At 51.7% G+C, this 23137-nt stretch carries 23 protein-coding genes, 1 other RNA gene and 4 pseudogenes; 6 read left to right on the top strand and 22 right to left on the bottom strand.

Annotated elements, in window-relative coordinates; genetic code table 11:
• The first annotated feature begins 39 nt into the window (after positions 1-39).
• Together recN and bamE are read left to right on the top strand one after the other, a co-directional pair.
• Positions 40-1701, top strand: a complete 1662-nt coding sequence (gene recN / locus BFV64_RS17180; protein WP_069602306.1) for a DNA repair protein RecN — start codon at positions 40-42, stop codon at positions 1699-1701.
• Positions 1702-1839: 138 nt separating this feature from the next.
• A complete protein-coding gene (bamE, locus tag BFV64_RS17185; RefSeq protein WP_014884883.1) occupies positions 1840-2178 on the top strand; it encodes an outer membrane protein assembly factor BamE in 339 nt (112 codons plus the stop codon).
• A gap of 108 nt (positions 2179-2286) precedes the next feature.
• On the opposite strand, the gene BFV64_RS17190 is transcribed toward bamE, so the two are convergent.
• Both BFV64_RS17190 and BFV64_RS17195 read right to left on the bottom strand, forming a co-directional pair.
• A complete protein-coding gene (locus BFV64_RS17190) occupies positions 2287-2574 on the bottom strand; it encodes an RnfH family protein (RefSeq protein ID WP_023331115.1) in 288 nt (95 codons plus the stop codon).
• Positions 2564-3001 carry a type II toxin-antitoxin system RatA family toxin gene (locus BFV64_RS17195; RefSeq protein WP_014832955.1) on the bottom strand — a complete coding sequence of 146 codons (438 nt, stop codon included), beginning with the start codon at positions 2999-3001 and terminating at the stop codon, positions 2564-2566. The genes BFV64_RS17190 and BFV64_RS17195 overlap by 11 nt, the downstream gene beginning before the upstream one ends.
• A 156-nt stretch (positions 3002-3157) precedes the next feature.
• Between BFV64_RS17195 and smpB the strand changes: the two genes are divergently transcribed.
• The gene (gene smpB / locus BFV64_RS17200; protein WP_008502505.1) at positions 3158-3640 is read left to right on the top strand and encodes an SsrA-binding protein SmpB; all 483 of its coding nucleotides are present in this window, start codon (positions 3158-3160) and stop codon (positions 3638-3640) included.
• An 89-nt stretch (positions 3641-3729) separates the two neighbouring features.
• Positions 3730-4093: a transfer-messenger RNA gene (gene ssrA / locus BFV64_RS17205) on the top strand.
• 115 nt (positions 4094-4208) lie between these two features.
• On the opposite strand, the gene BFV64_RS24480 is transcribed toward ssrA, so the two are convergent.
• The 11 genes and pseudogenes from BFV64_RS24480 to BFV64_RS17250 all read right to left on the bottom strand — a co-directional run bounded on the left by BFV64_RS24480 (position 4209) and on the right by BFV64_RS17250 (position 11018).
• A complete protein-coding gene (locus BFV64_RS24480) occupies positions 4209-4427 on the bottom strand; it encodes an ogr/Delta-like zinc finger family protein (RefSeq protein WP_045334934.1) in 219 nt (72 codons plus the stop codon).
• A 68-nt stretch (positions 4428-4495) separates the two neighbouring features.
• Positions 4496-5596, bottom strand: a complete 1101-nt coding sequence (locus BFV64_RS17210) for a phage late control D family protein (protein WP_069602307.1) — start codon at positions 5594-5596, stop codon at positions 4496-4498.
• The gene (locus BFV64_RS17215) at positions 5593-6021 is read right to left on the bottom strand and encodes a phage tail protein (protein WP_069602308.1); all 429 of its coding nucleotides are present in this window, start codon (positions 6019-6021) and stop codon (positions 5593-5595) included. The genes BFV64_RS17210 and BFV64_RS17215 overlap by 4 nt, the downstream gene beginning before the upstream one ends.
• Positions 6021-6101: pseudogene (locus tag BFV64_RS25530) on the bottom strand (phage major tail tube protein); the annotation flags it as partial. The pseudogene BFV64_RS25530 and the gene BFV64_RS17215, both read right to left, overlap by 1 nt.
• Before the next feature lie 76 nt (positions 6102-6177).
• A pseudogene (locus tag BFV64_RS17220) lies at positions 6178-7047 on the bottom strand (phage tail sheath protein); the annotation flags it as partial.
• 132 nt (positions 7048-7179) lie between these two features.
• Positions 7180-7578, bottom strand: a complete 399-nt coding sequence (locus tag BFV64_RS17225) for a tail fiber assembly protein (protein WP_014884891.1) — start codon at positions 7576-7578, stop codon at positions 7180-7182.
• 31 nt (positions 7579-7609) lie between these two features.
• Positions 7610-7804, bottom strand: a pseudogene (locus BFV64_RS17230) (tail protein X); the annotation flags it as partial.
• The gene (locus BFV64_RS17235; RefSeq protein WP_014884903.1) at positions 7804-8271 is read right to left on the bottom strand and encodes a head completion/stabilization protein; all 468 of its coding nucleotides are present in this window, start codon (positions 8269-8271) and stop codon (positions 7804-7806) included. The gene BFV64_RS17235 and the pseudogene BFV64_RS17230, both read right to left, overlap by 1 nt.
• A gap of 98 nt (positions 8272-8369) precedes the next feature.
• Positions 8370-9023, bottom strand: a complete 654-nt coding sequence (gene gpM, locus BFV64_RS17240) for a phage terminase small subunit (protein WP_032678727.1) — start codon at positions 9021-9023, stop codon at positions 8370-8372.
• A gap of 3 nt (positions 9024-9026) precedes the next feature.
• On the bottom strand, positions 9027-10175 hold the full coding sequence (locus tag BFV64_RS17245) for a phage major capsid protein, P2 family (protein WP_069602309.1): 1149 nt from the start codon (positions 10173-10175) through the stop codon (positions 9027-9029).
• A 15-nt stretch (positions 10176-10190) separates the two neighbouring features.
• Positions 10191-11018: a GPO family capsid scaffolding protein gene (locus tag BFV64_RS17250; protein ID WP_032665781.1), complete on the bottom strand. Its 828-nt coding sequence runs from the start codon at positions 11016-11018 to the stop codon at positions 10191-10193.
• A 149-nt stretch (positions 11019-11167) separates the two neighbouring features.
• Between BFV64_RS17250 and BFV64_RS17255 the strand changes: the two genes are divergently transcribed.
• Positions 11168-12931: a terminase ATPase subunit family protein gene (locus tag BFV64_RS17255; RefSeq protein WP_069602310.1), complete on the top strand. Its 1764-nt coding sequence runs from the start codon at positions 11168-11170 to the stop codon at positions 12929-12931.
• Entirely contained in the window at positions 12931-13983 is a 1053-nt protein-coding gene (locus tag BFV64_RS17260; protein WP_069602311.1) for a phage portal protein, read from the top strand. Before BFV64_RS17255 ends, BFV64_RS17260 begins: the two co-directional genes overlap by 1 nt.
• A gap of 31 nt (positions 13984-14014) precedes the next feature.
• On the opposite strand, the gene BFV64_RS17265 is transcribed toward BFV64_RS17260, so the two are convergent.
• The 9 genes and pseudogenes from BFV64_RS17265 to BFV64_RS17310 form a co-directional block, all read right to left on the bottom strand.
• Entirely contained in the window at positions 14015-15454 is a 1440-nt protein-coding gene (locus tag BFV64_RS17265; protein WP_069602312.1) for an SEFIR domain-containing protein, read from the bottom strand.
• Positions 15455-15817: 363 nt separating this feature from the next.
• Entirely contained in the window at positions 15818-16405 is a 588-nt protein-coding gene (locus BFV64_RS17275; protein ID WP_014884911.1) for a hypothetical protein, read from the bottom strand.
• Positions 16406-16446: 41 nt separating this feature from the next.
• Positions 16447-16917 carry a Panacea domain-containing protein gene (locus tag BFV64_RS17280; protein WP_014884912.1) on the bottom strand — a complete coding sequence of 157 codons (471 nt, stop codon included), beginning with the start codon at positions 16915-16917 and terminating at the stop codon, positions 16447-16449.
• Between the two features lie 408 nt (positions 16918-17325).
• Complete coding sequence (locus BFV64_RS17285; protein WP_014884913.1) at positions 17326-17559, bottom strand: DinI family protein; 234 nt, start codon at positions 17557-17559, stop codon at positions 17326-17328.
• Positions 17560-17569: 10 nt separating this feature from the next.
• Positions 17570-17758, bottom strand: coding sequence for a hypothetical protein (locus BFV64_RS17290; RefSeq protein ID WP_014884914.1), 189 nt, complete (start codon positions 17756-17758; stop codon positions 17570-17572).
• A 159-nt stretch (positions 17759-17917) separates the two neighbouring features.
• Positions 17918-18613: a DNA adenine methylase gene (locus tag BFV64_RS17295; protein ID WP_069602314.1), complete on the bottom strand. Its 696-nt coding sequence runs from the start codon at positions 18611-18613 to the stop codon at positions 17918-17920.
• 151 nt (positions 18614-18764) lie between these two features.
• Positions 18765-21068, bottom strand: a complete 2304-nt coding sequence (locus BFV64_RS17300) for a replication endonuclease (protein WP_069602315.1) — start codon at positions 21066-21068, stop codon at positions 18765-18767.
• Positions 21061-22125, bottom strand: a complete 1065-nt coding sequence (locus BFV64_RS17305; protein ID WP_071978060.1) for a DNA cytosine methyltransferase — start codon at positions 22123-22125, stop codon at positions 21061-21063. Before BFV64_RS17305 ends, BFV64_RS17300 begins: the two co-directional genes overlap by 8 nt.
• A pseudogene (locus BFV64_RS17310) lies at positions 22122-22871 on the bottom strand (Dam family site-specific DNA-(adenine-N6)-methyltransferase); the annotation flags it as partial. The gene BFV64_RS17305 and the pseudogene BFV64_RS17310, both read right to left, overlap by 4 nt.
• Between the last annotated feature and the right edge of the window lie 266 nt (positions 22872-23137).

Raw genomic sequence — 23137 nt, forward strand, 5'->3', positions numbered from 1 at the left:
TGAAAACACAGTCATGGTTTTTCATACAGGAAAACAATTATGCTGGCACAACTGACCATCAGCAACTTTGCCATAGTTCGTGAGCTTGAGATCGATTTCCACAGCGGCATGACGGCGATCACCGGGGAAACCGGTGCGGGTAAATCCATTGCCATTGATGCCCTCGGCTTGTGCCTTGGCGGCCGCGCCGAGGGAGACATGGTGCGCAGGGGCGCAAATCGCGCCGACCTGTGCGCCCGTTTCTCCCTGAAAGACACGCCTGCCGCCCAGCGCTGGCTCGAACAGAACCAGCTTGAAGATGGGCGTGAGTGTTTACTTCGCCGCGTGATCAGCAGCGACGGCCGTTCCCGTGGTTTTATCAACGGCACGGCGGTCCCCCTCTCTCAGCTTCGCGAACTCGGCCAGCTGCTTATTCAGATCCACGGTCAGCACGCGCATCAGCAGTTAGTCAAACCAGAACAGCAGAAAGCATTGCTTGATGGCTATGCGGGTGAGTACGCGCTTACTCAGCTCATGGCAGAACACTACCGTCTGTGGCATCAGAGCTGCCGGGAGCTGGCTCAGCATCAGCAGCAAAGCCAGGAGCGCGCCGCGCGTGCGGAGCTGCTGGCGTACCAGCTTAAGGAGCTGAACGAATTCAATCCGCAGGCGGGTGAGTTTGAGCAAATCGACGAGGAGTACAAGCGCCTCGCCAACAGTGGCCACCTGCTCTCAACCAGCCAGAATGCGCTCAATATGCTCGCTGATGGCGAAGACGCGAACCTGCAGAGCCAGCTCTATAGCGTTCGTCAGCTGATCACCGAGCTGGCTGGCATGGACAGCAAACTCTCTGGCGTACTGGATATGCTGGAAGAGGCCGCGATTCAAATCTCAGAAGCCAGTGACGAACTGCGCCACTACTGTGAGCGTCTGGATCTCGACCCGAACCGTCTGTTTGAACTGGAACAGCGCATCTCCCGTCAGATCGCCCTGGCGCGTAAGCACCATGTTACGCCGGAAGAGCTGCCGGGCTACTATCAGGCTCTGCTGGAAGAGCAGCAGCAGCTTGACGATCAGGCTGACTCGCTGGAAACCCTTTCTCTGGCGGTGAACCTGCATCATGAACAGGCGCTGGCCACAGCGCAAAAGCTGCATGAAATCCGTCAGCATTACGCTCAGGAACTCAGCCAGCACATCACCGACAGCATGCATACGCTGGCAATGCCGCACGGTGTATTCACCATTGATGTTCGCTTTGAAGAGAATCACCTGACGGCGGAAGGTGCGGATCGCATTGAGTTCCGTGTCACCACCAACCCGGGCCAACCGCTTCAGGCTATCTCCAAAGTCGCCTCCGGCGGCGAGCTGTCGCGTATTGCGCTGGCGATTCAGGTTATTACCGCGCGTAAAATGGAAACCCCGGCGCTGATTTTCGATGAGGTGGATGTCGGGATCAGCGGTCCAACGGCGGCGGTTGTCGGCAAACTGCTGCGTCAGTTAGGCGAATCAACGCAGGTGATGTGCGTCACTCACCTGCCGCAGGTTGCGGGCTGTGGTCATCATCACTTTATTGTCAGCAAAGAAACCGATGGCGAAATGACGGAAACGCACATGATGCCGCTCGATAAACGTGCACGTCTGCAGGAGCTGGCACGCCTGCTCGGCGGTAGTGAAGTCACGCGTAATACGCTCGCGAACGCGAAAGAACTGCTGGCGGCATAAACTTTTTCGGGATCTCAGGGTCATAGAGAACAACAAAAACGCCGCCAGACCGGTTTCAAAGTGGGGCAAGGTCTATTATCATCGGCATATTACATATGAGCCGCGTTCTGCTCGGGCCCGAAAAGGAATCAAATCACTATGCGTTGTAAAATGCTGACCGCTGCCGCAGCGGTTCTTCTGATGTTGACCGCAGGCTGTTCCACTCTGGAGAAAGTGGTTTACCGTCCTGACATCAACCAGGGGAACTACCTTACCCCTAACGATGTGTCCAAAATCCGTGTGGGGATGACACAACAGCAGGTCGCTTATGCACTGGGAACCCCGATGATGTCCGATCCGTTCGGCACTAACACCTGGTTCTATGTATTCCGTCAGCAGCCAGGCCATGAAGATGTGACCCAGCAGACCCTGACGCTGACTTTCAGCAGCGCCGGTGTGTTGACCAACATCGACAACAAACCTGCCCTGACCAAATAATCAGGCGTCAGAAATGCAAAAAGGTGCTCAATGAGCACCTTTTTTGTATCTGAATTCTTACGCAGAGTCGTAGCCCCGGTAAGCGCAGCGCCACCGGGGGAGAAAGCGCTACTTACTCGCCTTCTCGGCACGCTGGCGACGCAGCTCTTTCGGGTCGGCAATCAGCGGACGATAAATCTCCACCCGATCGCCCTCTTTCAGCACGTCACCCAGCTTCACCGGACGGCTGTAAATACCGACCTTATTTTTCGCCAGGTCGATATCACTGCGAAGCTCGAGGATGCCGGACGCGCGGATAGCCGCTTCTACGGTCGCGCCCTCGTCCAGCATCACGCGCTGCAAATACTGTTTCTCTGGCAGCGCGTACACCACTTCCACAGCAATCTTATGCGACACTGTAAACCTCTTTGGCGCGGGTCGTGAACGCCTGAACCATATTCGAGGCCAGCTCTTTAAAGATGCGGCCAAACGCCAGCTCAATCAGCTTATTGGTAAACTCAAAGTCCAGATGGAACTCAATACGGCAGGCGTCCGCGCTCAGTGGGGTAAACTTCCAGCCCCCCATCAGCGTTTTAAACGGACCATCGACCAGATGCATCAAAATACTCTGATTGCTGGTCAGCGTATTGCGGGTGGTGAACGTCTTGCTGATCCCCGCTTTGGAGACATCCACCGCCGCGGTCATCTGCGTCGGGCCAGACTCCAGAACGCGGCTTCCGGTACACCCCGGAATAAATTCTGGATAAGACTGAACATCGTTCACTAACTGATACATCTGTTCCGCGCTGTAAGGCACAAGCGCAGTACGGCTAATCTGAGGCATAGCATTTTCCATGGTCACACAACGGACAAATAATAACATTTATCACCTGTTAAAAAAACGCTAAGCCTCATCTCGTGCTAAGATAGCGCGTTAGACCTCACAGGACGCAATGAGGTGACTTTTTGAAATCAGATTACCGACGGCTTTACGACACTTATGACGAAGAAAAAAGCACATAAACCAGGCTCGGCGACCATTGCGCTCAACAAGCGTGCGCGCCACGAGTATTTCATTGAAGAAGAATTCGAAGCTGGCCTTGCGTTGCAGGGCTGGGAAGTAAAATCGCTGCGCGCCGGGAAAGCTAATATCGGCGACAGCTACGTGATCCTGAAAGATGGCGAAGCTTTCCTGTTCGGTGCGAACTTTACGCCGCTGACCGTCGCCTCGTCACATTACGTGTGTGACCCAACGCGCACCCGTAAGCTGCTGCTAAACAAGCGTGAGCTGGAATCTCTCTACGGACGTATCAACCGCGAAGGTTTCACCGTGGTCGCCCTGTCACTGTACTGGAAAAACGCCTGGTGCAAGGTGAAGGTTGGCGTCGCGAAGGGTAAAAAGCAGCACGACAAACGTACTGACCTAAAAGAGCGCGAGTGGCAGCTTGATAAAGCGCGCATCATGAAAAACGCAGGACGTTGATTCTGCACACTTATTGTACTATTCAATAAGTTAGCGTTCCGGGCTGGTATCCAGGAAGTGAAATCTGGTATACTCAGTTCAACACTATTGGGGCTGATTCTGGATTCGACGGGATTTGCGAAACCCAAGGTGCATGCCGAGGGGCGGTTTGCCTCGTTAAAAGCCGCAAAAAAATAGTCGCAAACGACGAAAACTACGCTTTAGCAGCTTAATAACCTGCTCTGAGCCCTCTCTCCCTAGCTTCCGCTCTTAAGACGGGGATCAAAGAGAGGTCAAACCCAAAAGAGATCGCGTGGAAGCCCTGCCTGGGGTTGAAGCGTTAAAACTAATCAGGCTAGTTCGTTAGTGGCGTGTCTGTCCGCAGCTGGCGTGCGAATGTAAAGACAAACTAAGCATGTAGTACCGAGGATGTAGAAATTTCGGACGCGGGTTCAACTCCCGCCAGCTCCACCAAATAAAACAAGGGGTTACGTGAAAGCGTAGCCCCTTTTTCTATTCCAATGGCGGCAAAATGGCGACAGGCTTTTGGACTGGCGACAAAAAAACCCGCTTTGAAAGCGGGTTCTTTTTAAAAATTCATGTGCCCTTGCCCATCTTTTCCCGGATGTGGGGGCGCAGAAGAAATCACATTAGGCTTTATGATATGCCTAACAAATGTTTCGTGCGTGACAAAAGTACAACCGCAGTTGATATTTTGGCACTGGTTGTAACGTTCTTTGGTTGTTGCTGATACCTGAAAACTGCTTCTTGTATGGGCTGCCTGGCCGCACTCTGGACAATTCATCATTCCGGTTATCCCACCACTTTTGCCAAAATCACAATAATGATACATCATTATTCAATTTTGAGAACCCACTACTCCATTTCAAGATCATCAATCTTAACTTCAAGCTCCAGAGTCGTAGTGAAACCATTATCTGCACTGACACTATGCGTCAGGGTGGTAATGGTCCATTCGGCATCATCAATGGGCTGTTTAAAGCCGCTCACCTTCACCGGCATTTCGGTATACAGATCAGCCCTTCCCTCTGCGAGCTGCAGGGAGAATGTTGCTACCCCGCGCTGCAGGCGCTCCCACTGCATCTTTGCCGCTCGCTCTGCATTGCTGCGGTTTGCATAAGTTCTGTTGAGTACCAGCACGTTTTCATCCGTCCCAACCAGGTAATCTCCCTGTTTTGCTTCCGGCTCCTTTGCCGCGGTGGTTTTCTTTCGACGGCGCTTAACCTTTGCTGTCTCTTTTTTCTTTGGCTCACGGGTATGGAGCCAGCTGGCAATTACCCCCGTATAGGCATCGCGATCGGCCAGGGTAAAACGATGACCGTCACCAGCCTGGCGGGTGATGGTGATAACCGGCAGCGGCTTACCGCTTGCCGTTCTGCCCTGCCCCTGGCGGATAAACAACAAATTTCCGTCCTTAACTGAGGCTATCGCCCCATACTGCCGCGCCAGCTTCATCAGGAAACTCGCATCGCTCTCGTTGGTCTGGTCAAGATGTTCCACAGGCTTGTCCATCAGGTCCTTTCCCAGCGCCATCTTTAATTTATGCCTGCCCGCGATTTCCTTCACAACATCGCCCACCGTTGTCTGGTGCCAGGACTTTTCACGCCGCGTATTCAGGGTTTCACGGAAATCTGCACTACGCGCGCGGATTGTGAGACGGTCAGGCGCGCCGCTGTGCTCAATCTCATCGACAGTAAACCCCCCTTTCGGAAAAAGCGGCTGACCTTTCCATCCCAGCGCAAACTGAATAATGGCCCCCCGACGCGGCAGAACGATTTGCCCGTCCGAGTCGTCCAGTTCCAGATCAAGCTGGTCCGCTTCAAAGCCCCGGTTATCCGTCAGCATCAGACTCATCAGGCGCGCATCCAGCACGGTAGTCACATCTTTACCTTCAATGGTGATGCTGAAACCGGGGGTTTTGCTGTTCAGGTTCAGGAGATCAGAGCTGAAATTCACTGCAGTAACCCCCCAACCGTATTTTTCATATTGCCTATCGCAGAGGTGGCGGAGTCCTGCAAATTACTGAGCTGATCGCTGAGGCTGCCAAACATATCAGACAGCGATTCATCCACCCTTTTCAGGCTCAGCGAAAATTCGATGCGCCGGGGCATACCGCTCTCAAAAAATTCTGTTTTTGTCTGGCTCAGACTCTCGATCACAAACATGCCGTAAATCGTCCCGCTCCCCTCAATCAAGGGCCAGGCTTTCCCCAGCTCCGCCATCTGCTCCAGCGCCAGCAAAGACAACCTGCCGCCGGTAATCTCAGGCAGCAGGACGCCGGACAGCGTAAGCGAATCGTTATCCGGCCCAAGAAACTGTGTTGTCGGGCGCCGGTTTACCCGGCTGTTAGCTGCGTGCCGCCAGCTGCGCTGATACTGCAGCTCAGGGACTCAACAATCCCCTGATAGTTATTCCCGTCGTTAAACAGGTTCAGGTGTTTTAACTTGCGTGGTAAAGCCATATTGTCCCCTTACGCGCTGACCTGGCTGGAGAAATCCAGCAGATACTGATCGGTGATGCGCTGGCGCAGCATCAGGTTTTCCAGAGGCGGTATAGTTTTCAAAGGCAAACAGAGGATCGTCACTGAGGCAGCGGGAACCCCAGAAGCGGAAACCGTCTTTGCGGATCAGCGTGGTGACATCGTTCTGGTTCAGCAGCCCCGCATCGGTTGCCGGGTCCTGCAAATCCCAGAACACATCAGCAGAAATGCCGGTGACGCCGTTCACGCCTACGTTGGACAGGGATTTGTGCCAGCCGGTCTGTTCGTCAATTTTGGCACGCAAGCCAAGCGCACGGGCTGAGGCGTAAGCCGTTGCGTCAGCATTCAGCACGGTGTCAAAACTGATGAAATCAGGCCAGATCAGCATTCCCTCGCGCTGGCTAAAATTAGCGCGGTAGGCAATGGCCTCCTCTACCGTTTTGCAGCCGTAGGCTGACAGATAGGCGAACCCGCGCAAACTCTGCGCCACGCTCAGCAGCTCAGTGGCAACCGCCTGCGTGTCATGCCCCGGCACGCCCAGAATGCGCGGCTTAACGCCGAGCTGAGACTGCGCAGATAACAGCGCTTTCATACCCGTTTTTTTACCGTCAGCTGTCACGCCGCCGATAATGTTGGAGGTTGTCTCCGCTTCGGTTTCACCCTGTGCAACGCGCACAACGACGGTCACGGGTTTAGCTTGATCGGCAATTGCATCCAGCGAGCGGGCCAGCGTGCCAGACTCGCCTGCTTTACCGCTGGCGGTCAGCACGTCGGTGAGCAGGACCGGTTTATTGAGGGGGAACACGGACGCATCTGCATCATCGCCGGTACAGACCATACCGACAATTGCCGTGCTTACTGTTGAAATTGGGCGGGTGCCATCGTTGACCTCAACGACGCGCACACCGTGGTGATAATCCTTAGCCATAAGGCAGCCTCTCCGATTTACAGGGGGAGTGCCTATGTTCTGGTTGATATGCGCGCGGCGCACGCGCCTGGCTATGTGTGGGGAATGATACAATGAAAGGGGTCAAAAAATCCCCGCAGGTGCGGGGCATATTCATTTCTCAGGGCGGCTGGGCCAGTTCACATCAGATGCAGCAGATATATCTACCGCGTCCAGCGCATCAAGATAATCAAGCCATTCATTAAATGACTGCTTATCTGCATCCGACAGGCGTCCAAGTGCCAGTTTCGAAGGCCACTGGTTGCTATCAATATAATTATTGGCATCGCTGATTAATTCCTGCTTATGGATTTCAGCTTGCTGAACAAGCTCATCGTGAGTAGGTTCAGGTTCTGGTGGTGCGGTAAACTTTTCGCCGTCATAAGCCCAACCAATACCGGCTAAAAGACCCTCTAAATTGACCACGGTGTAATCGTCAAATATATCTCCATGCTCATCCCAGATAACGACGTTTTCAACGACACCATTTTTGATTAACGCATAATTTTGCATCAGGCATACTCCTCAATGATGACAATTCCGTTAACTGGACAGTCTGCGCAGTGGTTGACGCCGTAATGTCCGGCAGCTCCACCTGCAGCCCGTGCGGTAAAAAGGGGCCATATTCAGCCAGCCCCGGATTCGCCTGCAGCACCTGTTCAGTGACTCCCTGCGTGCGCCCGTAATGGCGCCAGCAGAGTGCGTCCACCGTGTCATACTGATGCGCACGCACTTTCATCAAATCAGCTCCACCGTCATATGCGGCATATCGCGCAGGCGGGACTCCGCCCAGCGCACATCGCGCCACAGCTCGCCTAAGGTTGTTTCGATATCTTCAGCTTTCTTGCTTCCGTCGCCGGTTGCGTCAAAATCGCGATAGCGCTCAACCAGGTTTGCTTTTGCCCAGCAAAACACCGCACGGCGATACAGCATGAGCCGCTGGCTTTCGCCGTCGATCACATCCGCAGGGACGTCGGCCAGGCTCGCATACCCCTGCGCCCGTTGTTTCTCGCGGAACTCATAAAGATCGGCGTTAACTTCAGCAATCGCTGTCAGCAACGCCAGACGCAGGCGCGGATCGGTGACACTCCCATCCATGCGCATATCACGGCGGAACTCTGAAACCCTGACATCAGGCCAGAAACTGGTGTTCTTAATAACGTCCTGGGTACTTTCCCCGGCCTGTTCCGGCGAAACGAATTGCATATTTCTGGCACTCCCAAATAGTTGGGCGGTGGACGGGGTTTTGACGCGGCATAAAGCCTGTCGCCACCCCGTGCCGCCCCGCGCGTTGGCACGATTCGTTAAGCCGACATTGCCTGTCGCAATCGGCTTTCAAGCTTGTTGATTTCGGTTTTGACGCCAGAACTGTTATCCAGCTGCAGGGCACGCTTCAGATGGTTAAGTGCCGCCACTGCCTGATCGTTATCCCGCAGCGCGTAGCCCATCGCCTTATGAAGTCGGGCGCGGGACTGATCCGGCATATCCTGACCTTCAACGATATCGAGCACCTGGGTAAGAATGGCGGCACTGAATGATTCACCGGCAGAAAAAGCGCGCATTGCCGCGTCGGCAAACTCTTCCGCAACAGCAGTCCCGCAGGTCCGGTTGAATCGCTGCGGCAGGACCCAGCCGTGTTTAATGGCATGGCGGGCAATGTCCAGCGCGCCGGTATAGTCTCCGGCATCAATGCGCCAGATCATGACGTACATCGCCACGTCGTCCTGGCCTGATGCGTCAGCATCCAGCAAACCGGCAATCCATGAGGCATAAGCGGGAAGAAACTCACGTTTGAGCTGAGCCTTGCGCTCATTTGACTGGACGGTTTTAAGGCGCCTGCGGTGTTCTGTCAGCTGTAACAGCATCTGGTTATAACCCGTCATACTGGCTTTACTGCCGCCCTGCCGGGCGGCATCCTGTGCCTGTACATACTGAGTGTGAGCACGGAACGGATTCATTTATCACGCTCCGGCGCCAGTGCCGCCCGTATTCTGAGCATCAAGCGCGCCCTGCACTGCTGCAGCAACGATGGTCTGAATATTTTCAGCCGTCAGCGCCGCGCGCGGATTGCCGTCTGCCTGCGCTGGTAACATCTCGATGTTCTCAACCAGGCAAACGCCATCGTAATCTTCGACAACATACGCCTCGTTAACGGATTCGTAGTTCTCCACGCGGTCACGCTTCGGATTGTCGATAACTGAACGACGACGGGTACCGGCTTGCCAGTAAATAGACAGGTTATCCAGACGGGTGATCAGCATGGCGTTAGCCGGGAAGAACGGCGCGCGAACGGCCGGGAGGTTGCCGATACGCTTCTGGCTGATGATGAGATCGGCCGCCATCGCTTCGCTGTTTGGCTGGTCGCGGTTGACGATCGGGAAATATTTATCCGCCAGCAACTGGCGCCCGACGATAACCACAAGCTCTGTATCTTCCTGATACCACGGCGCGATTTTCTCATTCACGGCGCCCATAACCAGCGCGTCCAGATTCAGGAAATCGCCGCCTTTACCGACACGAATAGTCTGAGAAACCACCTCGCCCTCGGACACAATTTTGTCCAGAACCTGAACGGGTTTCTCCTGGCGGATTTTCTCCAGCCAGCCGATATTCACATCCTGCAGCAGCGGATAGGTCTTGCGGTCTGACGTTTTTTCACGCTTCACGCCGTTGAAGCCGATCATGATGCGGTCAAGCGCCTGGCGAATAATGATGGCGTCACGGATGCGCGTCTGGAAGTCCTGGAATTTAGCCCACAAATCCAGTTTTGCATAAGGCAGCGCCGTATCAGAGTTAGTCTGGGTACACTTGTACCCTTCACCGTCGATGTAGGTCGGATCAACGGGTTCACGGTCTTTCTGGGTGGTATCAGTATTACCGGCGATACTGGCGCCAATCCCCAGCCCCAGACGTTCGCCGGACTGCTCATCAACCGGGATAATGTTGATTTTCTGCAGGAACGAGGAAGACTCCTGGATTTTCGTTTCCAGCGTCTGCGCAACGGACGGCTCTGCCGTATATTTTGAGGTGATACCGCTTACAGGCACGCCATTGAGTGTGGCGAGCTGCGTCAGATAGCCGTTGAATTTAAAACGTGTCTCTTTTTTCATTGTGCTTTTGCTCCGTCAGCAATCGGTGGTTTGTTCTGCGCCGTTATTGCCGGTCGCATTAGGGCGGCGTTCGCTGCGGCTGTCCTGAGTGGAAAGCTGCTCACGCAGGGTGGAGAGTGCGTTGGTTGTCTCATCAACAACCTTCTGCATATCGCTCAGCTTGTTGCTGAAATCGGTCTGATGGGTGCTGACCTGCTCCGCCAGCGTCTGATGCTCACGCGCGATGGTTTCAACAGCCTGATTCACATCAGCAAAGCGGGCGTTATCATCGGCGCCTTTGCGGGACAGCAGCTCTTTCACGCGGGTAAACAGGCTGGTTTTTTCCGGCACGTCCTCAAACTCGATGAGCGTTTCAACAGCAGCGGTAAACAGGTTGTCTTTGTCCAGCTTGCGGCGCGCCAGGGGGTTATGTTCTGCGCTGGCGCTGAACTGCAGCATTTCAGTGCCGAGGCTTGCGGGATCGTCAGTAATCGCCAGGCCAACCAGATAAGCGGAGCCGGTATCGGCAAAGCTGGTGTTAACTTCCATTGAGGTGAAAAGCTTCTGCCAGTTGCTGGTCATCGTGACCAGATCGTCAGTCGGGGCAATCCAGCCATACAGCGCCATTTTCCCGGACAATGCCCCTTCGGTAATTTCTTCCGCTTCCAGCTTTTCCACCATGCCAAAACGACGGAAGGGCCCATCAGGAGTAAAGCCCTTGATGTGCTCCATATTGATCAGCGCGGTGTATACCTGCGGGTTATAGCTCGCTGCCATCTGGGTGAGCCATTCACGCTCAATAACGCGCCCGTCAGTAGTGGCCCCTTCGACCCCAATACGAAAACGCTTAGATTTTTTTGCCATCGGTCCGGCTCCGGTTAGTTAGTTCGTAACACGTTCAGAGCCTTATGTTTGCGGTGATGGGCGCGTGTAAACAACGCGTTGAGCTTGTGCGAACTCCCACACAATGCGAAGCCGGGGAAAGTGCTGATTTGAGGCCGTATGTTTGTGCCATGACAACACTAACCCCCGCAGACCTCGATCCCCGTCGTCAGGCAATGCTGATGTACTTTCAGGGATACTGCGTAGCCCGCATTGCTGAAATGCTGGGCGAGAAAGTTGCAACCGTTCACAGCTGGAAAAAACGCGATAAGTGGGGCGAATATGGCCCACTGGATCAGATGCAGCTCACCACCGCCGCACGTTACTGCCAGCTCGTCATGAAGGAGCAGAAGGAAGGAAAGGACTTTAAAGAAATTGACCTGCTGGCGCGTCAGTCCGAACGACAGGCCAGGATCGGCAAATTTAACAATGGCGGGAATGAAGCAGACCTGAATCCGAACGTGGCGAACCGCAATAAAGGTCCGCGCAAGCCGCCGGAAAAAAACCTGTTTACCGACGAGCAGATCGAAAAGCTGGAAGAGATTTTCCGCGCCGGTATGTTCGAGTACCAGCGCCACTGGTGGGACGCTGGCATCAAACACCGTATCCGCAACCTCTTAAAGTCACGCCAGATCGGTGCAACCTACTATTTCGCCCGTGAAGCGTTGATAGACGCCCTGACCACGGGCCGAAATCAAATCTTTCTGTCAGCGAGTAAAGCTCAGGCGCACGTTTTTAAACAGTACATCATCGACTTTGCAAAAGAGGTGGACGTTGAACTGAAAGGCGATCCGATGGTGCTGCCTAACGGCGCGTGTCTTTACTTCCTCGGTACAAATGCCCGTACCGCGCAGAGCTATCACGGCAATCTGTATCTTGATGAGTATTTCTGGATACCGAAATTCCAGGAGCTGCGCAAGGTGGCCTCCGGTATGGCGCTGCACAAAAAATGGCGTCAGACCTATTTCTCTACCCCTTCCAGCCTGACGCACAGCGCCTACCCGTTCTGGTCTGGCGCCCTGTTCAATAAAGGGCGCCCGAAAGCCGACAGGGTAGAATTTGACATTTCTCACAGTAGCCTGGCGCACGGCGTTTTATGCCCTGACGGCCAGTACCGCCAGATAGTCACCATTGAAGATGCCGTAAACGGCGGGTGTAATCTTTTCGACCTGGACCAGCTGCGCCTGGAGTACAGCCCGGACGAATACAACAACTTGCTGATGTGTCAGTTCGTTGACGACCTGGCGTCCGTGTTCCCGCTGGCGTTGCTGCAGTCCTGCATGGTTGACAGCTGGGATGTGTGGGACGATTTCGAACCGCTTTTACTGCGTCCGTTTGCATACCACCCTGTCTGGATCGGCTATGACCCGGCAAAAGGAACGCAGAACGGTGACAGCGCCGGTTGCGTGGTCATTGCGCCTCCCGTCGTCCCCGGCGGTAAATTCCGCATCCTTGAGCGTCACCAGTGGCGTGGGATGGACTTTCGCGCCCAAGCCTCAGCGATTGAGGAAATCACCAGACGCTACAACGTGACCTACATCGGCATTGACTCGACCGGCGTTGGCGATGGCGTTTACAAAACGGTTAAGCAGTTCTTCCCTGCTGCGCGTGAGTTTGTCTACAACCCGACCGTTAAAAATGCCCTGGTGCTTAAAGCCTACGACATCATCAGCGGGCGCCGTCTGGAATTTGACGCGGGGATGCTGGATATCGCGCAGTCCTTTATGTCCATTCGCCGTTCAACCACCGCCAGCGGCAACCGGCCAACCTACGAAGCAGCTCGCACAGAGGAAGCCAGTCACGCGGATTTAGCCTGGGCAACCATGCACGCACTTTATAACGAACCACTGGCAGGAGCTTCCGCCAGTACCAGCAACATCGTGGAGATTTTTTAATGGCTAACCGCAAAAACCGCAGCAAGGCACCACGCGGCCAGACCGCCACCGATACGGCCAACATGGTCAGTAATGCACATGCGGAGGCGTTTACGTTTGGCGATCCGATCCCCGTGATGGACCGCAGGGAGTTATTTGATTACCTGGAGTGCGTGCAGGTGGACCGCTGGTACGAACCACCGATCAGCATGGATGGCCTGGCGCGAACTTACCGCGCCGCCGTGCATCACTCCAGCGCTATTCAGGTAAAACGCAATATTCTTACCAGTACCTTCATCCCTCACCGTTGGCTGTCTAAACAAGCCTTTTCCCGGTTCGCCCAGGACTTTCTGGTATTCGGTAATGCCTATCTGGAAAAACGCTTGAACCGTTTAGGCCAGATCATGGAGCTGCGCGCCTCGCTTGCCAAATACACCCGTCGTGGCATTGACCCGGACACCTACTGGTTTGCACAGTATGGCTACAACTCGCAGCCCTATCAGTTCGATGAGGGAAGAGTGTTTCACCTGATGGAACCCGACGTTAACCAGGAGCTATACGGGATGCCGGAATACCTCTCCGCCATTCCCTCCGCCCTGCTGAATGAATCGGCCACGCTGTTTCGCCGTAAATATTACCTTAACGGGAGCCATGCTGGTTTCATCATGTACATGAGCGACCCCGCCGCCGATCAGAAAGACGTGGACAACATACGCGAAGCGCTGAAAAAATCGAAAGGGCCAGGCAACTTCCGCAACCTGTTTATGTACAGTCCGAACGGCAAGAAAGACGGCATTCAGATCATCCCGCTGTCAGAAGTCGCAGCGAAAGATGAGTTTCTTAACATCAAGAATGTGAGCCGTGATGACATGCTGGCAGCGCACCGTGTGCCTCCGCAGCTGATGGGGATTATTCCGACAAATACCGGCGGGTTTGGTGATGTTGAAAAAGCGGCGCGCGTTTTCGTTCGCAACGAACTGACACCACTTCAGAAGCGTCTGCAGGAGCTTAATGATTGGCTTGATGATGAAATTATTACATTCGCTCCCTACATGCTGAATGATGTCGAATAAAAAAAGCCGCTTCAAGAGCGGCTCCTTTAAATTATTTGATTGAATCAAGACTTTCAATATTCATCATGGAGCAAAAATCATTTCCCATACGACCATAACTGAAGCTAGAGCCATTCATTCTTTCTGCTCCAGCCTTTACTTTCTCTTTAATTTCCTGTACCGATTGTATTCCAGCAATCATGGCTAGATGTAAGAAATATTCACGCTGGGTCGCTCTTATAAAGAGTTCTGGCTTGTATCCATAACTTGCATAATAAATAGTATTTGGATACCAATACACACCTGAATTGCAAAACGAATAAAACAACACCAACAGATCCGCCTGTATAAGATCGGCAAACAATACATCGCTCCGATCAGCGTTTCTTTTTATAAGTTCAGCCACAGGAGAGTAATATTTAGAATCTTCATCAAAACCGGCCTGCAAGGTTTCTGACGCTCCCAAAAAAGCATCAATAGAAACAAATCTAAATTCTGGCGGCAATTGTCTATCCCCCGAAAGATATCGAGCAGATAACACATTCCTAATTAAATGATACTTACCCAAATTGATTAGTATTGCAACAATGTACAAAAATATTTCCAATGCAAAAACTTTTTGTGCATCATACCAGTTTGATGACCATGAACTTATATTACTAGGAACTTCCTTAAGTAAAAGTATTTGTTCTAAAAACTTAATCAATTCATTTGAAAATTCTTTTGAATCAGTAAATTCGGCCTCCAGAGTTACCCATTCACATATATAGTCTCTTACTGGCTTCATTGCTGCAATATCACTGATTATTTTTTTACCCATCGAAACCACATCATCAGACTCAGGTCGCGTTCTAATTCTCATTCCATCAAGATAAATTACAACCGCACTTATAAAATCCCTACGAAAAAAATTTACACCAGTTCTGCCTTGTAGAATAGCTTGCTTTAAACTATTCAATTTTGCACGGGGTTCACTAACTGGTTCATAAGTACCGCTTTCTAAATAGCTAGGCTTTTTACCTAGTTTAGGCTTTATATCAGCCGGTTTACCATTGAGAAGACGAACAAGTCGTTCCCAATTATGATTTTCTTTTTCAGGGGTTGACAAATCAATCCAAATTAAAGACCTCATAAAGACTGGAAGGTATGGTTCTGAATTTTCATCAAACTCACAGACTATTGGAATGAATTTTGATTGTTCGACTTTAGTATAAACATGTTGTGAAATTATTTGTGATTCAGTACCTACCCCACTTTGTTTATTATCTGCTTTTTCAGCATACACTGAGTCGCACATTACAAGCACGTTGGTGATCGTTTTATCAACCACCATCTTTTCCATAAATGCATTTTTATCATGACCCTCTTTTAAATCGTATATATCTAAGATGACATCAACCCCATCGCCCAAGAGCCTATCAGCTATTGCTTTAACTCTTTCTTTATGAGCAGGACTACTCCAGCTATATGATATGAAAACCTTTGGTGACATATACAACCCTTCTTGAATTTGTTAGATGCTATCTCACAAGTTACTTCTCCTAAAATTTTTCTGCAAGTTAACATCGTCACAATAATACGTTGCAGCCTACCTACCCCAGCAACAGTTAGAAGCTTCGCTTCATGTCCTCAAATATATCTTTCTAAACTAACAACTCGAAGCCTTTGAAGATGCACCTCCCGCCCGAGTTTTCGGCCTTTAATGCGCGCTCGTAGCCCCGCCACGCCTGCCCACTTTATGTAGCGGTTTTCATGCGCCTGCATGACATAAGCAAAAGCCCGCCATTGCTGGCGGGCCTCATCTAGAACGATCCTCAAACGATCATGCGGATTCATGCACCATAGTCATGCATGACTACTCTTTATCTTTATTACTTTTAAATAATCCACTGACCACAAAACCAACCAAACCAACAATGCTAATCGTGCTTGTTCCAAGGAGAGCAATTATTACTTCACTGGGGGGATTACCGTCATTTTTTGCTACGTAAATGAAGACCACTAATGCAACAAAGCAACACCAGTATTGCATGAAACGGAACGTAGCAGCAGCCATCTGCAAACGTAACCGATTATCGATACGTCGCCCTCTAGCCATAGCATGGTTATTCTTTGTTTTTGCTCGCAACTCGTCATTTTCGCAACTAATCCGAACAATTTCTTCTTTAGACTTTTGTATAGTCAAGGAATCAACTTGTCTTTGATGCGACAAACTCCAATAGCCTAATGCTTGAAGTTCCTCATGCTCATCATCAGTAGGAGTATCAAAGGCTTGCGCCTCTTTTTGAGCTTTATCATCTCCCACATCATCATCTTCTTCTTGCGGGGAATCTTTAGAAGGCTGTTGAGGCTCAGTGGCAGTGATAGTTTTAACAAGATCGTCAATATTAGCGCTAATAGCGCCTCTAAGTATGCTTTCGAACAGATCGTTATCAATGGACATAAAAAACCCCGCTATTGAGCGGGGTCAATAATAACCTGTACTTACAATCCGTTGCAAACCGGGTCACGCTTTATCAGTTTTAGATAGTAATCTTTGATACTTGCGTCACTGATTATATTCTCTCTCTTGACCATGGCTTGATACCAAGGTGTACCCGGACGGTGTGTAAACTCAGAGAGAACAACTCCAGAAAGCTTGCCATAAGTTTCGTAAACCATATCAAGCAAAGAAGCTGTTTTGCTATCTAAGGTTTCTGTTTCAATTGCAGTTGTCGGTGCCTTATCTGCAATCGGTTCAGAACGATTGTGACGCAGAGCATAATACACGGACGGTATGACCGGACCATACCTCCACGCACACACGGGTTCTTCAAGCAAAGGCTCATTTAGAAACGCTAAGCTATAGCCATGAGCTATGTACAGCAGTTTCTGGGCCTGCATGTGAGTGAGGTCAGTCCCCTTTTTCTTTGCTCGCTCAATAAATTCATTAACGATACAAATCGGGTTATACATAAAACCTCCTTAGATGAGTTACGCCTCTTCGGCGTTACATCTTACGCAGACGATCATGTCGTCTACTTTGAGACTAACCGACCAGTTCAGTATCGTCAATGCTAATCAATAGCCATGAATAGCTATGAATTGTAATGAAGATACATGATTGGCGGCGCGCGAATTATAGGTGCGTGATTTCAGCGAATCAATATCAAAAATGTAAACATGCTCACCAAACATCCAAAAAAGAATCCAATCAGCAAAAAACACCATCAAATTATACACCAAATCACTTTAATGGATTTTAATTCCATTAAAATCAATAAATCAGCACAAAATTCCATCAAAATAAAAATCATAACGCATTACATTGGGTGTTGTTCACCATGCTGGCGCCATAATCAATCTTGACGCCAGCAATGTTTATTAGTGCAACCAGCTATCGTCCTCCCAGACCTGCTGTAAAATCTCCATTACCCGCTTTTTATCTTCGTCCAGTTTTAAGCCGCTCAGCTCCAGGCCGTTAGCGCTTCCCTTACGTATGCGGATTGCCGTTTTTGGATAGAGAGGGTGCAAATTTCGGTAAAGCTCGGATTCAAGGGCTTCCAGTGTTGCCTGGCTTATCTTCTGCTCTTTATCGATCATTATTTCAATGCGCATAAAGCCCCCTTTAGTTGATAACGTCCATTGCCTGACCGTAATCATGGTTACGAATTTTCGCCATCAGCTCGTCCGTCAGTTCCGACACCCACTGGATCGCAAGGCGTTTCTCTTCTTCGCTACACTCACTAGCCGCTACAAGCTTGATAAAGAAATCAATACGCTGGAGTTTCAACGACTCCAAAAGATAGTCCTGCATTTTCCCTCCTATCCTCACTACGGGATAAACCAACCAGCATCCCCAGGAAGAGATGCTGATGACTGTATGCATATCCACTGTTTATATATACAGTATAGGAGGATTTCGGGGTTGTAAAATATTTTTTATCAATCAATCAGATGAGTCTGTTTGCTGAGGTTAATCATTAACTTCACTCAGCGCCGTCATTATTGCCAGCCGCTCGGCATGGGGCAAAGCTGCGAACTTTTCGCGCCAGCGCTTCGCCTTGCGTTTGATGCGCTCCCTGTCGTTGTAATCCTTACCCGCAAAAGTGTGCGAGTAGGCTCGCCCCTCCGGGTAATTCATCCAGATTTTCTCTGTGCGCACACCGCCGCGAGTCATGGCCTGAAATTCTTTTTGGCGCCAGCCCGTTAACAGTTCGTCATAAAGCGCTGATGGGTAGCCGGACAAAATCACACTGACATTTTTTGGCAGGCTTTTAAGGCAGGCCAGCAGCCGCTCATGATCGGCAACGGTATATTCATTGCGATAACGCGCGGCACTGGTGCGCGTTTCATGCAGATAGGGAGGGTCTGAGTAAACCAGCACACGCCCGGCGGAGGAAAAATTGAAGCCCCTTAAAAACTGCACCGCATCGGCAACATCGATAAAAAGGCTATCGCCCACGGTATCAAGGAAATCAGCATTGCCCTGGCAGAACGCCTCAACCGTCAGGGGATCAATATCAATGCCCCAATTGCGGCGGGCCGGTGGTTTACGCAACATAACAGCGCCACCGCCCAGGTGCGTCTCAATGTAGGTATCATGCGGCGGCATTTCCGCAATAATCTTTTGAAAAACACCGCTTGCGGCCTTGCTTCCCAGATAGGTCATTACTGTTTTCCTCAACTCCTGATTTCGTTTTAATTCACCTGCAGCACAGTCGAAAATGACGTTACTCGATGAATGGCCAGCACTGTCATTTCTGACGGTGAATGACGGAACGCGGTACCACACCGTCAGACCTGACCATGTTGATCACGGGCTATTCACGCGCTGAAAATGCACGCTTCATTCGGTTCAAAAGGTCATCCGCCTGCTGTTTAATCTCCACAATCTGGGACGGCAGACGTTGAACACCTGCCGCAGTACGGTTTCGGACAGTAAGGCGGCCTTCTTCAACCGTTAACACCTGATCGCCAAAGGCAACCACCGCGCCAGAAATCAACGAACGGACCATTCCGGCACTGGCATCCACTCCACGCAGAGACAGCAGCTCACTAATTTGCTTTTCCTGCTCCGTCATAGGGCTGGCTTTTGGCCTCACTTTGACGCGCTTGTTAGTTACCCTTGCCGCGTCGCTCAGCCGCTGCGCTATCACTCGTTTTTCTTTCCGGGATAAAGAGCAAATATCCGCCCAGCTGGCACAGTCATTAATGACCGTGCCGCCAGGATCGGCGCGTTTTTCAACCTCCCGCGGCTCCCGCGTACAGTTATTGACAGAACTCCGAGGGGCGGCGGGGCCGCCTGAAAAATCAAGGTCAAAACCTGAAACGCCGTCGGTCTGACGTTTCGGCACAATTTTGTATTTGGTAGTGCGCGTATGAATTAGCGATTCCGGCCCACGGATCGGGGAGTAAACGCCGGAAATTTTGGAGACGTCATCCCCGTAAAGGTTGCCGTTTTCGGTGACTTCATAGCTGAGGCGCACGCGCAGGAGATCACGGGGAACCAGCGGGCCACCCTGAGCACTCACGTACAAACCCCACGAGCTGCTGTCGGCGGCCTGACGCACTGGCTCAATTTCGGGGTGCAGGACCAGCTCACGATCACCGAGGCGACGCAATTCACGCCACACAGTTACCGGCGCGCCGCCTATCTGCTGGAACTGACGGATCGCCCAGCGAGACGCCCAGGCACTTACACGGCGCGCCATCTCTTTCAGAGGCTTGCCGGTTTCATCATCCAGATCGTCATCAAGCTGATAGCCATCAATATTTTTTGAAATGTATTTGGCGATATAGCCCGTTGCGCTGCCCTTCTCTTTCTCGATGGGTTTCATTTCGAAGCGGTTTTCAGCGGCGCCAGGCTCATTTCCATCCTCACGCATGGCGTGCTTACGAAAGATCGCTGTTGCTGGTTCGATATGCTCCGGGCGCATGAAAAGCAAGAGGTGCCAGTGTGGGGTTTCATCGTGGTGAGGCTCGACAACACGGAAACCAAACACGCGAATACCATTGCGCAGCCAGGCCGCACGCGTGCGCGCCCATACTTTGCAAAGATATTTCTGCGTTTCACGCGGTGACGCGCCGCTGTATTTGTTGTTCCGGCGCCCGTCGTACTGCATTGAGTGATATCTGGATGGAGCGGTAAGCGTGAAGAATGCCCCGGCCAGCCCGGCCTCATTCGCTAAATCTTCGAACCCGCGCATACGCGCCATCAGTTCACGGCGTCGGTTGGCTGGGCTGGCAACGCTGCCGGCCACTTTATCAATCAGCGATACACGTTCTCCGGTGTCCTCATCTTCCAGCTCCATCGCTTTCAGAAATTCGCGGTTGGCTTTCTTTTGAGCCGTCCACTCCTGCAAACATGGATCACTGCAGTACGGTGCAGATTTTTTGTGAACATACCCGGCAGCAACCATCAAATGCTCACGCCAGCGAGCATGCATACGGCGCAGACGATTTAGCCACCACTGCGGAGACTGTAGGCGGGCCACTGCTTTCAGTGCGTCTTCCGCCTCCAGTTCTTCTTTGCAGTAGGCCGTCCAGCACGGAACCGGCGTTTTGAGGTGATTGGCAAGAAATCCCATGCGGCCGTAACCTGACAGGGTGGCGAAATGGGGATCGGACGTGCGGGCCACCTGGAAATCAAACTCGCGGTTAAACTCGCTACCCAACAGATCAGCAAGGTTATGCGCCAGTCGTTTCAGCTCTTTTTTTCCAGCCCAAAGCAGGCGCCAGAATTGTTCACGCAGAGGCAACAAAGCCGCAGGCATCACCCCCTGCGGCAGATACTGCTCATTGACCTGATCTATACGACTCAGAACGAATCGCTCAAAGGTATTGATAAGCCAGGCATCAGCCGCTTGCTTGCCTTTACGGTCTACCTGTTCAAGTTTTTGAGCATACATACGGCGGACAAAATGAGGCAGCGAAGCCAGGCGACGACGAACCGCCCGGCTCCGGTCTGGAGCTTCATCCGTTTCTGCCAGCTCGGCAATCGACAAACGCTTGCGGTTGCCGTCCGGCGTCAGATACATGATCCCCGGCGCCGCATCGGCTTGCTTAAAACCGCCAATTGCAGGACGCGGGGCATTCCAAGCGTAGGGGAAAACGGTGTCAGACATTCTGACACCCCATCATGTAAGCACGAACAAACGCCGTTGCAGCCTCAGCGTTTAAGGCATTTCCATATGATCGAATTCGTCCCACTCTTGAGGCAGCCCCATTAACCAGAGGCTTAAGGCCGGGTTTAACTGGCCGCCACTTACCATCTCTGCACAGGAGCCAGTCAGCAGTTCGCCAGAAGCCGTTAACCGGGCTGGTCCCGCTATCTGCGCCACCACGTCCAATCTGTCGATTGAAAGCTTCCCATTGCGCACTCTTCCTCCCTGATAACCACCCTTGCAATCTGATGCTGTTGGCGTCGGCCATCCCGCGAGGGTCGCAAAATCCTGGAGATTGGATTGCCTGCCAGCTGCTTTCCTCGCAATTACCTTGTCGGCATCCTGATAAGCATTTTTCACGTTGCTGGCTGTTGGTGTCGGCCATCCCGCTAAAAGCGCCGCTGCTTGCCCCAAACTCAGCCCAAAGCCGTTGTTCCCGTTCTTTGCCGCAAGGCGCGCCCTTCTCGACTCCAACATTTCTAAGTTCTTCGGCAAGAATTCGTTGGCTGCTGGAGTCGGCCACCCAGTAAGCTCTATCTCTGATATTCGGAGCACCGACGCTCGCAGCCGGAAACGCACACGCCCCGAAGGCATAGCCCATGGCTTCCACATCAGCTTGTACAAGGTCGATCCAGCTGTTCGCGTCAGAGCTTGCAGATTGTTCGCCAAAGACAATGACAGGGCGACACTGCCCGACCAGCCAATGCATGGCGGGCCATAGATGCCGCTCGTCAGCAAACCCTTTTCCCTGGCCTGCCGCGCTGAAAGGCTGGCATGGGCAGGAGCCTGTCCAGACAGGGCTTGCATCGGGCCATCCTGCGCGTCGCAGGGCATAGGACCAAACGCCAATCCCTGCAAAGAAGTGGACCTGCGTAAACTCTCTAAGGTCATCGGGTCGTACATCTTCAATACTCCTTTCATCAACAATGCCAGGCATAATGCGGCCAGCGGCCATATGCACACGCAGCCGCTCAGCGGCGAACGGATCGAATTCGTTGTAATAGGCCCACGCGCTCACGCCTGCACCTCATACTTCGCGGTGCGGTCATTACCGACTGCCGGATCAAATCCGAACCAGTTAGAAGATTTAGAAGTAGCGATGATTTCCACTGCGGACTTACCATCACCGGCCGCAATACCCATATTGCGATTTGCGGTGAGGCGGTGATGGATGAAGTTTCGGTATAGGGAGCGTGTAAGCGGGGTATCGCTGTTTGAAACAATGACCGAAAAGCCCTCTGATGAGCGGCGCTCAAGAATAGATGCCAGACGATATTGATCGTCCTCTGTAAATCCGGCAGTGTGGTAATTACTAAAAGTCCCGTCATAAGGAGGGTCGCAATAAATCACATCGCCCGTCTGCAACAAAGCCAACGTTTCTTCGTAGTTAGCGCAAACAAAGGTGGCACGCTTCGCTTTCTCAGCAAATGCGCGGATTTCACTCTCAGGGAAATACGGCTTTTTATAATTACCGAAAGGGACGTTGAATACACCGCTTAGGTTGTAGCGGCATAATCCACGATAACAATGGCGGTTTAGATAAAGAAAATAAACGGCACGGTGCAGTCTGTCTAATTGCGGATCGTGGTTAAAAGCTTCACGCACACGATAATAATTTTCAGCGACAATAAAACTTTCAAAAACCGCCTTAGCAAGATTAATAAAGTTTTCTGTATCTTCTGCAATAGAACGATACAGATTAATTAAATCTGGATTGATATCTGCGACAAGATAATGAGGATAGTCTGTTCCCATCATCACTGCTGTACACAGACATTAAAGTTGTCTCCTTTAACATGAAAAAGACTTTAAAGTTGTCTACTTCTTCAGATAGACCTACTTAACAGGATACTAAGTAGGTCATCTCCTTTCTCGCGTAGCATCTCTCGACGTTCACAGCAGAGGACACGTTTCAAAATGTCATCCAAAATTTTTTTCCATTATCTGACGTTGGGTGATTTTGATGGTCAGCGAGTAGAGGCTTTAACAATGTGGGTTGCCCTGAGCAAAGTAAGGGAAGTAGATGTACC

The organism is Enterobacter kobei (assembly GCF_001729765.1).
Classification (GTDB): domain Bacteria; phylum Pseudomonadota; class Gammaproteobacteria; order Enterobacterales; family Enterobacteriaceae; genus Enterobacter; species Enterobacter kobei.